Source organism: Ignavibacteriales bacterium (assembly GCA_016709155.1).
GTDB lineage: Bacteria > Bacteroidota > Ignavibacteria > Ignavibacteriales > Ignavibacteriaceae > JADJEI01.
In genome coordinates this window covers 1,496,152-1,509,455 of record JADJEI010000001.1, presented here as the reverse complement: position 1 = coordinate 1,509,455, position 13,304 = coordinate 1,496,152, and the positions used below count along the sequence as shown (strand labels likewise).

The following is a 13,304-nucleotide window of genomic DNA, read 5'->3' as shown; positions in this document are numbered from 1 at the left end:
TTTATTCATTCACTTTACGCAGGGGAGTATAAAACCTCCGAGGTTTTGTAAATAGTATCTTTCTGAGGCTGTTTTTTAGAGCTAAATAGAAAATATTTTCATAAACCTATTCATCGAAACCTCGGAGGTTTGCTGTTTTGCGTAACATGAGTTATTCAGAAGTCTTTTTTAGATTCTTAAGATATTCTGATGGCGAAACACTGAATTTTTCCTTGAAACTGTTTGTAAAACTTGAAACATCGGCAAAGCCTATTCGATATGCAATCTCAGTGATATTACCGGCATTTTTTTCAAGAAGTTTTGCGGCGTAGTCAAGTTTAGCTGATCGGAATAATTTTCCTGCCGATTGGTTAATCAACGCATTTAATTTTCTATTTAGCTGCGAAACACTAATCGCCATTTCGTCAGCTAATTTTTGTACGCTGAATTGATTGTCTTCAAGATGATTTTTTATCAGTCCAAAAACCTTATCTAAAAATTCTTTATCAATTGGACTGGCTTTTACATCTTCTGATTTTATAACAGAAATTTCTTTATACTTTTCTCTGAGCAGTTGTCTGATACGAATGAGATTGCCGACGCGGATTTCAAGCTCGCGCGGGCTAAATGGTTTTGCAAGAAATTCATCAGCGCCAATTTGCAGACCATCAATCTTGTTTTGCTCGCCGGCTTTTGCAGTTAAAATAATTATTGGGATGTGGCTTGTTCGCTGATCATTTTTTAAGTTTGTGCAAAGTTCTAACCCATCTACTTTTGGCATCATTACATCTGTGATAATTAAATCAGGGATTGTTTCGATTGCTTTTTTTATTCCATCTTCGCCATTCACGGCTTCTTCAATTTTATAATGATGCTCCAGATTTTCTTTAATATAATTTCGAACGTCAAAATTATCCTCTACAATTAGAATCAACGGTTTGTCTTCATCCTGTTGTAAATTTTCCGAAGTTTTGATTTCGTCATTTTCAGAAATAATCATTTCAGTTTCTTCCAGCGGCAGTCGTATCGAAAAAGTTGTGCCCGAGTTTAATTTGCTTTCCACCGATATTGAGCCGCCATGCATTTCTACGAGTTCTTTTACTATCGCAAGTCCGAGTCCGCTTCCTTCAAATTGTTTTGTTGATGAGCTGTCAGCCTGAAAAAATCTATCAAATATATTTGGAAGTTTATTTTCCTCAATACCAATACCTGTATCACTAACCAAGATGACAGCATTTTCAGTAAACCCGGATTTTTCTCTCTCAACCATTAAACTAATTTTTCCGTTGGGGGGAGTGAACTTAAAAGCATTTGAAAGTAAGTTATCAATTACCTCTTCTATTTTTTCCTTATCAACATTTAAAAAAAGGCTTTCAATTTTAGAATAGAATTCGAGCGAAATTTTATTTTGTTCTGCCAGCGAATCAAATGAAGCGACACGATTTTTCAATAGCGAAACTATATCTGTCATTTCAATTTCGAGTTTTAATTTTCCCGATTCGAGTTTGGATAGATCCAACACTTGATTTATTAAACGATTAAGTCTGTTAGAATTATTGAAAGCTATATTAAGTTTTTTCTTTACTGCTTCATCCTTTACTATTCCTATTACATTTTCTAATTGTCCTTTAATTAATGTTAGCGGGGTTCTGAATTCGTGAGAGATATTTGCAAAAAAGTTAGATTTAATTTGATCCAGCTCCTGCAGTTGATTAGCTTGTTTTTCGAGCGTGACTTTCTGTTCGCTTATCTCCGCCGTTCTTTCGGTTATAAGTTTTTCAAGGATGATATTTTTATTATTTAAATATTTGACCCTGTATCTAATGATATAATTGATCAGAATTAAAAGGAAAATAATTCCTAAAATATTAGCCCACCAGGAACGATACCAGGGAGGTAGTACAACAAATCGAAAAGATGCTTCATCACCGATCATTCCAAGCGCGTTTCTGCTTCTTACCTTAAAATTATATTCTCCTGCGGAAAGGTTTGTGTATTCCTTTTTTGATTCATCAGACCACTCGCTCCAATTCTGATCGAATCCTTCGAGCAAATATTGAAAATCATTTCCTTGTTCATTAATAAAACTTGCGGCAGCAAATTCAAAGATTAGTGAGTTATTTGAAAAAGATATTTCATTTTGTATATCCGTTCCGGATTCATAACCACTGAATAAAACTTTGTTTCCTGTAACAGAAACTTTCCTGATCAATGATTTAAACGATGTACTTTTGCCATATAGTAATTTTTTATCAAAGTTATTTTTAAAAAGAATATTTCCCCCGCCTATCCAGAGCGTTTTGGGAAAATTATTTTCAACGTAAAATGCAAGCGAAACAAAACCGGATGGAATGTCATCTTCAAATAGTTCCGGAAATTTATGAGCTAATATTTTTTGTCTGCCATTGACGAAACTGATTTCAATCAGAACTATTTTCCCTTCGATCTTTGCAGCGCACCACAGCACTTCGTTTCTGTCCGGATAAATATAAATAATTGAATGGCTTGTGTCAGAAAATATTTTTGAAAATAATTCTGCCGGAGCAACCTTACGGGTTTTTTCATTTAACTGAAAAATATTCCTCTCTGAATAGAAATAAACTTTCCCGAGATATTTAAACATTTTTAATCTTTTACCATTCAACGATTCGCTAAGATCGAGAATCACTTTATATCCATTAAGATTTGAAACTTCACCCGGGGGTTGCACCTTAAACACGGATCCGGAAATATCATTCAACCAGAGATTTCCCTTTGAATCTTCCAGAATATTTTCGATTCCATTCTCGATACCACCAACCTTTCCAATACTTTTAACACCATGTTCTGTATTTTCAAACACAGCAAGCCCGTTATGAAGTCCTGCAAAAATAATGTTAGAATGAAATGAAGATTGAATAGCACAATAAGAATATCTTAAGAGGTTATCCACCACGTGAATTTTTTTAGATTGCAATTCTATCAAACCATCGTTGGTAATTGCAAGGTAGGAATTCTTTAACGGTAAAATATCCCACGACTGCACAGAAATGCCCTCAACTTTTTGGAAGTGTTGAGTATCGGAATTATTTTCTTCGAGAGAATACAAGCCTGAATTAGTTGCCAATATCAGCTTGTTATCAATTTTATTAATTGAGTGGATTGATCCTTCAAATCCCGATTTTTCGGAAACAAAATTTACTGAGGTAGGGTAAAGTATTTTTGAAATTCCATTATCAAGTGCAGCCCAAAGATTTCCTTCATCGTCATAGAATAGATCCCAGACCGTATTGTCATTCAACCCTGACTTTTTATCAATGATCTTTTTTAGTTTGCCATTTTGATCAATCACCACAATGCCGCCAAGCTGAGTTCCCAAAGCATAAGTTCCATCACCAAGGAGTGAGCCTTGAAAATAAAGGCGATTTTCAATAATGTATTTATCAGCATCGTTCTCAAATTTTTCAAATTTATTACCATCAAATAAATACATTCCATATCTCAACGAACCAACAAGAATTTTTTGATTATGGGATTGGTAGTTTGAAGCTGGGGATGGATAAGGCAGCAAGATGCAAATCAAATCCTGTGCAAATTGTTCACCGCCCGGAAGCATTACCAGCTTTCCGTTAATCATTTCCTGCAGTCCCACATTTCTTTCGTGAACAAATAATCTGTTATCAAGTGAAATGATGGGGTTAATCCGTGTCTTGGTGCTCCAGATTTTTATTGACGGGTTTTTAGTTATCCTTTTCAGAAAAGAGCCCTTAATATTTTTGTCCTCTTCAAATAACATTAAGGTTGAAAAAGTTTGTAGATAAAGCCCATCTTTATTTATGATTATTCTGAAAAGATCGCCGATATTTAATTTTTGCTTAGAGATAAATTTATTTAATGAGATATACTTCAACGCTCCGGATGAGTCAGGCTTGAGATAACCAAATTCATTTATCCCCCCCACATAGATTTTCCCATCTTCATCAATTGCAAAACATCTTGCCACATCATTTGGTATTGATATTATTCTCCACGAAACGCCGTCATATTCAAGTATTCCCTCGCCATTCCCGAAGTAAAGCACACCCCGATGATCCTGTATCACTGCCCAGTTTTGAACATTCGCCGAATAATTTTTTGGGAGGTAGTTTGTGATAAGCGGAGAATCAGTTTGGTTAAACGAATTGGTTTTCTGTGCTGTTGAGAATTGAGAGAACAGAACTAAAAAGAAAAATATAAGAGAAGTTGTTTTCAATATCTTACTATGGACAAGCTATGACTTAATTGTTGTCTTATTCTAAAATAGGTTGCTAAAATATAGTATAATATTCATTTAAAAATGATAATTGATTTTCACTCATAGTATTTTTCTTTACTAATTAAAAAGTTTGATGTATGAGAAGTTTTTCTTACTGAAATTGGAGTTCCTATAGTTTAGTCTTCAAATCTAAGAGATGCCGTTCCTTTAACTGTTTCATAGTTCACCAGAACTTATCCCGGTTGTATCTGAACCATTCGAGTGTTTCACAATAAATTTTTTTAGATCAACTCCTAATTCTTCACCTGAAATATTCTAATTTTATTTATCACATCCTCAATTAAGATTACTTTATCACGACCATCTTCTTAGTTTCAATAAAACTGCCTGACCGTAGTTGGTAGTAGTACACTCCGCTGGACAGGCTGATAGCCTGTCCCACATTAAATTCTACTTCGTAAATGCCGGGCTGCTGCTGTTCGTTTACAAGTGTCGTGATTTCATTTCCCAAAACGTCAAATACTTTTAACGAAACCAATATGTCGCCCTTCGACAAGCTCAGGGTGACAAAGGGGATGGTATATTTTATTTTGGTCGTTGGGTTAAATGGGTTTGGATAATTCTGTGCAAGAGAAAATTCTGTTGTTGAAGTTATTTCAACTTCTACTTGATTTGAATATTCAAAAGTTCCATCGAAGTCAATTTGTTTTAATCTGTATTGATATTTACCAGAAGAGAGATTTTCATCGGTAAAAGAATAACTCTTAGGTTCTGCAGTAGTCCCAAATCCGGGAATAAAAGCAACTACCTTCCAATCCATTTGACTTTTGACGTTTGACATTTGACTCCTCTGCATTTCGAACCCACTGTTATTTGTCTCCGTTGCTGTTTGCCAGTTTAGCGAAACGGTGTTTTGCTCTGCTGTGGCTGTGAAGGAGGTTAGTTCAACAGGGATTCTACCATCAAAAGAAATTTTTGAAGCGAAAATATCTAAATTATCAATTCCATTTCGAGCATCGTACCATGAAATAATTGCACCACCATTAGTATCTGAAATAAGTACTGGTAAATACTGGCTTCCAGGAGCCTTACAAATAACTACACCATTGGACTGCCACAGAATATTTCCGGAGGAATCTATTTTTTGAGCATAGACGTCTGCAGCTGAAGTTATGTAATTTCTATCATCATACCAGCAAATAATTGCACTGCCATTTTCTGATTCTGAAATATACGGGAACCATTGATCATCATTTGCAACGCAAATTGGAATTCCATTAATTATCCAAGGAAAATTCCCGTCAAGATCAACACGAGCAGCATAGATATCATAAAAATTGTTTGAACGAAAGTCCCACCAAACAATAATAGCTCCATGGTTACCATCGCTCACCATTAAAGGAAACTCCTGATCGTCGGCAGCAGCACAAACCCTTTCTCCATTTATTATCCACAGGAAATTTCCTACGGAATCGATTCTTTGTGCATAAATATCGAGATTGTTATTTCTTTCATCATCCCAACTTATTATGGCACCTTGATCGTTATCACTTATTATATTTGGATCATACTGACTATTAACAGCCGTACAAATTGGTATTCCGTTTACTGACCATTGAGCCAAACCATCCGATAGTATATGCTGAGCATAAATATCATAAGAACTGTTACTCCTAAAATCCGTCCAAGCGATAAAAATACCGCTATGACCATCTCTTGAAATTGTTGCACTTTGTTGTTCCTGCACTTCTGAGCAAATTGGAATTCCATCTTTACCCCATTCTACAATTCCATCCGAATTTATCCTTTGGGCATAAATATCATAATTGAAAACTCCATTCCTTTCATCTCTCCATGTGATGATGACCCCACCCGAATCATCGCTTACCATTTTGGGAAATCTCTGATCATTTTCAGCTTCACAAACTGGGGTGCCATTTGCACTCCATAATGGAGTACCACTCGAATTTATTCTTTGAGCATATATGTCCCTGTTCGAATTTCGTTCATCTTCCCAAACAATGATCGCCCCTCCCATTCCATCACTAATACCTATGGGGTAAAGTTGATCACCATCGGCTGTGCAGATCATCTCACCATCAACAATCCATTCAATATAACCATCGGAGCTAATACGTTGAGCATATATATCCATTTCATTATTTCTTCTATCCGCCGAATATTATTGCTCCTCCATTTCCGTCTGAGACTATATTAGGGAATACCTGCTCTAGGTTGGCGACGCAAATTGGATTATTTATAGTAGAATCGCTTATCCACTGAGCCATTAATGGAGATATTGAAAAATTAAATACCAGCAAGGCTATCTTTATTTTGTCATTCATTTTTATTTTAATCCATTTCTGAATACAAAGGATTTTTTCTTAATTATAAAATGTACCTGAAATATATTACTAAAAGAAATGGAGAAAGTCAATCACACGAATGAGTGAAAACAAAAAGATGATACCCCGATAAGTGGAGTATCATCTTTTAGAAATGAAATTAAGCGAGCAAAATTATTTAAACGGTTTCTTTCATATCATCTTTAGGAGGTTCGAATTTTGGCTGCGTTGGTTTTCTCTTTATAATGAGGAGAACTATCACCAGCACAACGAGTGCACCAATTATTAAATACAACCAATTAAATCCCTCAGGTTCAACTTTTTCTTTCCATTCGGAAAGCTTCGTCTCAATGGTATCCTTTTGTGCATCAGTCATCATTTTGTTATCAACCAGATATGACACCCATTGCGGTTTTATAGTGCCGAACCAAACGCTGTCTGCAAATGCGGTATAAGTTCTTTTTACCTGCACTTCATCGCGCACGCCAACATTTTTAATTTCATCATTTATAAATGCAGTAACCGAGTTTGTAAATTCATTGCCCGAAGAAAAGCTTCGCAGGTTCAAATTATAAATTGAAAATTCTTCTCTTATAGAATTCCACACTTCATCTCTTAATGCATCGTGCCAGGAGTTAAATGCCGCATCAATTTCTTTCAGGTCGTTTGCATCGCCCTTCTTCTCGGCATAGATATCAACCATTTTTGGTCCAACACTTTTCCAGACACGGGAGAATTCCTGCTGCTCCCTTTTTATTTCTGCAACATCATCAGGTTTAAGTGTTGTCACATCAAGGAAACGGAGGTTATCACGGATTGATCTTTTAATATTGTAAAGCACGCTGTTGGATTCGGAGCCGTTAAATATTTGATCTTTCTGATCGGCAGATAGTTCGCCGCTAATCATCGAGGAGGGAAGCAAGCTGTCAATCAAACTGATGATTAATTCATCACGCTTTTTCAATGAGGCTTTTAGTTCTGCAATTGTTTTTTCAAGCTGAGCAATTTTATTTTTATTTACTTTGCTTTCTGATTCGAGCACAGCAAGTTGATTGATCAGCTCGGTGTTGCGTTTGTTAAGTACATCCACCTGTTCTCTCAATCCGTAAACTTCTGTCTGAAGCACATCAATTTGAATAAAATCTTTACTGCGGATTGAGAAAGCTGTTTCTAATTTCTCAATTGACTTATCAAAATTATCGGGGTAAAGACTTTTATCAAGCAATTCTTTATTTGCCCTGAAGTTAGTTCTGAGTGCGTCAATCTTTGGCGAAACTGCATTCAGTTCATCAAGTGTTACAACGTTGCGGATGGATTGCTCAATCTGCTTAATATTCGATTTAAAATTTTCTACAATTTCATAATCGGATTGAGCAAATGAATTGGCAAAAAGGAAAAGAGAGATTACTGTTGAAAATAAAAATAATTTTTTCATTTCTGCTCCTCACTTTCTATTCCTTCAGAAGTTAATTTAGTTTTGTTCGATCCATCCATCAATTCGATGTAAGAATTTCTCTGATTGAAGGCGGGGTTTTGAATTCCTGTTTCAGAGATTAAAATTTTTGATTTCATGTTCATTGCACTTTCATCAACAGAAAAGACGTAAACATTTTTGAAATTTTTTGACGTGATGAAATAATAACCCTGAGTGTTTCTTATCATCCGTAATTCTTTGCCGACATAAGCGAGTGAATCACCCGATTCGTCAAAGAATAACTGTTTTGTATTGAAGGATAATGAATATCTTTCATCCATTGCAATACCATCGTCCCCGATTGAAATCACAGACTCAACGGGGTAATTGAAATCTGCAGGTTGAAGCACCAATGTTGAGCATGCTGCTGAAAAAATAAAAACAGCAGCGGTAAAAGTTTTAATAGTTTCATTTATTCTCCTAATTGTTTCATGTCAAACTTAATAAAAATATTTTTATTCTCATTCAGAAAATAGGGCAAGAATATTTCACTTATCAATCTTTGTTTACAAGAAAAACTCCGGCAGTTATAACCAGTCCGCTTAACAGCATAAGCAAAGTAATTTCTTCTTTAAGAAAAAGCCAGGCTGAAATTACAGTAACAAATGGCTCGAAGTAAAGAAAAGCACCTACCTTTGCAGATTCCATATCGCGAAGTGCGTATGCCCAAATTACATAAGCCGCTCCCGAACACAGTAAACCGAGAAATAAAATTGAAATCCATCCAATAGTAGAAAGATGAACAACAGAGTTGAATGTTTTTGAATTGAAATTGAATGGAATAATAATTACCGCCATCATTATGAACAAGTAAAGAATTGTCATCATCGGAGAGTAATTGAGCGAAACTTTTTTATTGATCATTGAATAAATTCCCCAGGTGAATGAACTGGAGAGAACAAGCAAGTCACCTTTGTTTTTTATCAAATCAATATTTGTAATGTCACCTTTGCCAACAAGTAAAAGCAAACCAAGCATTGCGATAACAATTCCTGTTATTTTAACGGCGGTTAATTTTTCTTTGAAAAAAATTAAACCGAGCAGTGCCATAAAAATCGGAGCTGTGCCAATAATCCAGCCGGTGTTGGCTGCGGTTGTAAATTTCAAACCGGTAATTTGAATCCACAAATGAAAGACTGCAATCAATGCAAGAAGTAAAATCCAGAGATGACTTTTCAGGTTGATTGTGAAATCTTTTTTAGTGTAAAGAGCAATCAAACTTAATAAGATAATAGCAAGGATTAATCTCATCGAAATAATTGCTTCGGGAGTTAATTCATCAAGCAGATATTTTGTAGCGATAAACGATGCGCCCCAAAATATTATTGCCGGAAGGGGCAGCCAGTATTTGTAAGGCGGCGATATCATTTTCTATTTTGAATTTTCCGTCTTTTGGGCGGATGAATAATTTTTCAAATCGTAGTGGATTACATTTTCAGGCATATCCATTTTCACAACTTCAACATTTGCTTGAGAATAAAACTGAGTTGCAAGTGTGTCATGAAAATCAGAGAAGACGACTACGCGAATAATTCCTGCTGCAATCAAAGCTTTTGCACAAGTAGTACACGACATATTTGTGATATAAGCCGTAGCACCGGTAATGTTTACCCCATGCTTTGTTGCCTGCACAAGTGCATTTATCTCAGCGTGATTAGTTCGTACACAATGATTATCAACAATCAGACAGCCGTCTTCATCGCAGTGCGGCTGACCCGGAAGTGAACCGTTATAACCGGTTGCAAGCACGAAACGCTCTTTTACAAGTACGCAGCCGCAGTGCATACGCGGACAAGTTGCGCGCTCGGAGGCAAGCATTGCAAGTTTTAAAAAGTACTCGTCCCAGGTTGGTCTTTTGTTTATATCCGGCATTACTTAAAAATTCCTTTCAATGTAAATAATGAAAATATTTTTTATCTATTTATCCATTCTTTTTTTAAGATACTGTAATAAATCGTGTCCCTCCTCCTTCCATCGTGCATCAGTGTATGGCTGCGAAGGACAGCTTCTTCAACTACCCCAAGTTTTAAAAGCGCATTCCGTGCGGCAATATTTAAAACATCGGTTTTAAATTCAACTCTCTCAAGTTTTAGATTTACAAAAGCAAAATCAATCAGGAGTTTTTTGCAGTGCTGATTTAGACCTGTTCCCCAAAATTCTTTTCCGAGCCAGGTCCATCCAATTTCTATTCGTTTATCTATAGAAGAATAATTTCCAAAACTCGTACTGCCGGCAATTTTATTTTTTACTTTATCAATAATAGTAAATGGAAAACGCAATTGCTTTTCTTTTGATGAGATCGCTTCTGAAATAAATTGATCTAGTTCAACTTCATCATAAATTCTGTTAACTGAATATCTCCAGATGTCTTTATCAAAAGCAATTTTTGTAAAGCCATTTTTATCTTCAATTGATAGCGGCTTTAATAAAACAAAATCGCTTTCGAGAATTATATTTTGTTCAAACAACATTCTGATGTTAAAATGAAATTTTCAAATTGGCAGCCCGTTGTGATAGATCAATTTCCATTTACCATTTTCAAGCTTATGAATTCGTGTGAAGCGAAAAGGAATTGAAACCGGCTGTCCTTCTTTATCCTTTAAAGCAAGGGTGGAGGTGCAGGAAAGAACTGCCACATCATCAAAAAGTTTTACTATTATGCCGTTGTAATTTTCGGAAGCAGTGCGGTAAAACTCCGGCGCATTTTTCATCTCTGAAACGATATCCTGTTTTGTTTTAAAACCTTCTTCGACCCCTGTAAATATTGCTTCATCATCAACAAGTGAACTCCACGCCGATTCATCTTTTATCTGAAAAGCTTTGAACTCCATCCGCATTAAATTAACGAGTTGAGTTTGAACCTCGTTTATTTGTTCATCAGTTTGCGGTACAATGGTGACCGGGATCAGCAGCATAAAAAAATTATTAACCTTTTCATTTTAACCTCTAAAATATTTTAATCGAATAACTTTTTGACTTCACTAACCAAAATTTTGCATTACTAATAATCTGCTTATCAAATTTACAATCTCAGTTTATTTCATTTCGCGATAATGCTATGAACTAATTACAAATAATAAAATTAAAAATTCATCTTTAATATATTCTAACGAATGACAGGCAAATATAATAATTTGACTGCCTACTTAAAGAATCTAAAATAAAGAGAGACGGTTTGTTGGCTAAGTTTTACTTTTCATTATGAGTTTCTTTTCGGTATATCATTTTCCGAAACTTTTCACTTCGAATTAAATCGGGGGTAGCAAGGTTGACACTATATGTACAGCAGGGGAGACAGGAGTACACCAAATTTTTATTTTCAGGCACGCTTTTATTGTTTAATTCGATCTGCTTTTTAACACTGTACCTGCCTGACTTCATTCAAAAAATAAGATTTTGAGCACTCTACACGACCCTGGAAGACGACTACGCTAAACCGGTAGATGTCGCCGCGTTGATGGTAGATGCCTGCGCACGTTTGGTGGATGTCTCCCTAAGCTTCGTAGTTATCGCCGCCGATTGCAGGCATATCGCCGAAGAATTGGAAGACGAGTACGCCGGGTTTTTACATATCTACCGGCGATTGGTAGATATGTACGCACGGACGGAAGACGTCTCCCGGGAAGCCGTAGAGAGTTATGAAACGAAGGTAAACTCCAACCAAATTAGCGGTAGATGATTATAGGGCTAAATTTTTGAAAACGAGGCTGCAAACTTGAATACGGAACGATGTTTTTGTGCACGGGGCAGCGAATAAAGGAATATTGATAGCACCAAATATCATTTTTTTTGAAGTGATAAAAATTGATGTAAAACTATAAAAAAACCTCTGATGGCATTGCCATCGGAGGTTTAAAATTTATGAGAAATTACTTCAGAAGCATCAGTTTTTTAGAAGCAGTAAAGTCATTTGATTTTATTGTGTAGATATAAACTCCGCTTGCAAGCTTGTTTGCGTTGAAGTTTATTTCGTACCATAAAAATGTTTTATACATAAATACCTCCTGAAAGTTTGTTTTTTGAACTTATTATTTAAGTGAACCTTTTTCATCTTTTTCCGATATAAATGACAGCATTATTATTTCTAGCACCTACAGCACAGATAATATTATTTGAAAGAGAAACTTTGGAGAAAAAATCTTCTGATGTTGTCACAGTGTATTGATAGCTCTTCCACTCTACTCCATTGTTATGCATTAATAGACCAAAAGTTCCTGCTAAAAAAATATCATTGTAATTAATTCCCCTTATAGTTGTTTTATAAAAAAGGGTATGGTATAATCCCTAATCCATCCATTGCCTAATTGCTTGGTCGTGTAATATCCGTCACCTACAGCCATATAAAATCTGTTACTTTTAAACCAGAGTGAATTCATAGAAAGGGGTAATCCTTCTGATGAAATTTCTATTGAACTGCTATTATTGATTAAAAATAATTTCGTACCATTTGTTGAAACATGGTCAGAAGCTAAAAGGATTATTTCATACTCCCCTGTTTGTTGATTAACATCCCCCCATATATCATAAATATTCAAATCCGTTCCGCTTTCTATCTTTTGCCAGCCGCCGCTCGGTCCGGAGTAATGCGCTATGTTGCCTGTATTGCCTACAACGTACAAATCTTCACTCGATGTGCCCCAGATTTTGTTAACCCAACTTTGAAAAACTTCATCCGAAAGTTCATATTCAATGTAATCGCTTCCATCCCAATGAATCAACTGATCTTGCCCAATCCAGATATCATTAGCATCGAAAGCAAAAATTGATTTCATAGTCGCAAGAAAAGATTGTCCTTGACTATTTGTGAAATAAATTCTTTCTTGCTTCCATTCAGTTCCGTTCCATTTTATAAGATTGTAAAGTTTCGAATCTGGGTTTCCAAGAGAGTCATTCATATAAATCTCGCCTACTGCCCAGATGTTATTCTCGTCTATTATGGCTACATCGTAAAGTACACTGCTGCTGTGCTCGCCAAAAGTCCAACTCTGCCAGGAAAAGTTGTGGCTTGTAGTATCAAGTGTTTGGGCTGTTACGGTTTCGCTTTTTATTGTTGTGTCTGCGGTTAGTATTGCTTTGTAGTTGTAAGGTTTGTTTGGTAAGAGGCTGTCTATGTAAAGTGTTGTATCACTACAGCACAGATTGATAGTCTGTGCTACGGTGTCTTTTAATAATATTATTTCAGAAGGGAAGGTTATGCTGTCGGCTTTAATGCTTAACCAAACTTCTGTGCAAGAAAATTAAACGGCAGGAAAAATAGCCGCAACCAAAATTG

At 35.8% G+C, this 13,304-nt stretch carries 11 protein-coding genes; all 11 read right to left on the bottom strand.

Annotation, left to right across the window (positions count from 1 at the left end):
- Positions 1-151: 151 nt before the first annotated feature.
- Entirely contained in the window at positions 152-4,210 is a 4,059-nt protein-coding gene (locus IPH11_07315) for a response regulator (protein ID MBK6913468.1), read from the bottom strand.
- A gap of 349 nt (positions 4,211-4,559) precedes the next feature.
- Positions 4,560-5,069 (bottom strand): T9SS type A sorting domain-containing protein, encoded by a 510-nt coding sequence (locus IPH11_07310; protein ID MBK6913467.1) that lies wholly within the window; start codon positions 5,067-5,069, stop codon positions 4,560-4,562.
- A gap of 1,312 nt (positions 5,070-6,381) precedes the next feature.
- On the bottom strand, positions 6,382-6,558 hold the full coding sequence (locus tag IPH11_07305) for a hypothetical protein (GenBank protein ID MBK6913466.1): 177 nt from the start codon (positions 6,556-6,558) through the stop codon (positions 6,382-6,384).
- A 178-nt stretch (positions 6,559-6,736) separates the two neighbouring features.
- On the bottom strand, positions 6,737-7,993 hold the full coding sequence (locus IPH11_07300; protein MBK6913465.1) for a hypothetical protein: 1,257 nt from the start codon (positions 7,991-7,993) through the stop codon (positions 6,737-6,739).
- Positions 7,990-8,385, bottom strand: a complete 396-nt coding sequence (locus tag IPH11_07295) for a hypothetical protein (GenBank protein ID MBK6913464.1) — start codon at positions 8,383-8,385, stop codon at positions 7,990-7,992. Before IPH11_07295 ends, IPH11_07300 begins: the two co-directional genes overlap by 4 nt.
- A gap of 142 nt (positions 8,386-8,527) precedes the next feature.
- Positions 8,528-9,400 (bottom strand): DMT family transporter, encoded by an 873-nt coding sequence (locus IPH11_07290; GenBank protein MBK6913463.1) that lies wholly within the window; start codon positions 9,398-9,400, stop codon positions 8,528-8,530.
- A gap of 3 nt (positions 9,401-9,403) precedes the next feature.
- The gene (locus tag IPH11_07285; GenBank protein ID MBK6913462.1) at positions 9,404-9,904 is read right to left on the bottom strand and encodes a cytidine/deoxycytidylate deaminase family protein; all 501 of its coding nucleotides are present in this window, start codon (positions 9,902-9,904) and stop codon (positions 9,404-9,406) included.
- Between the two features lie 41 nt (positions 9,905-9,945).
- Positions 9,946-10,503, bottom strand: coding sequence for a GNAT family N-acetyltransferase (locus IPH11_07280; GenBank protein MBK6913461.1), 558 nt, complete (start codon positions 10,501-10,503; stop codon positions 9,946-9,948).
- A 21-nt stretch (positions 10,504-10,524) separates the two neighbouring features.
- On the bottom strand, positions 10,525-10,947 hold the full coding sequence (locus IPH11_07275; protein MBK6913460.1) for a nuclear transport factor 2 family protein: 423 nt from the start codon (positions 10,945-10,947) through the stop codon (positions 10,525-10,527).
- Between the two features lie 954 nt (positions 10,948-11,901).
- Positions 11,902-12,027: a T9SS type A sorting domain-containing protein gene (locus IPH11_07270; protein ID MBK6913459.1), complete on the bottom strand. Its 126-nt coding sequence runs from the start codon at positions 12,025-12,027 to the stop codon at positions 11,902-11,904.
- A 252-nt stretch (positions 12,028-12,279) separates the two neighbouring features.
- A complete protein-coding gene (locus IPH11_07265) occupies positions 12,280-12,927 on the bottom strand; it encodes a hypothetical protein (protein MBK6913458.1) in 648 nt (215 codons plus the stop codon).
- Between the last annotated feature and the right edge of the window lie 377 nt (positions 12,928-13,304).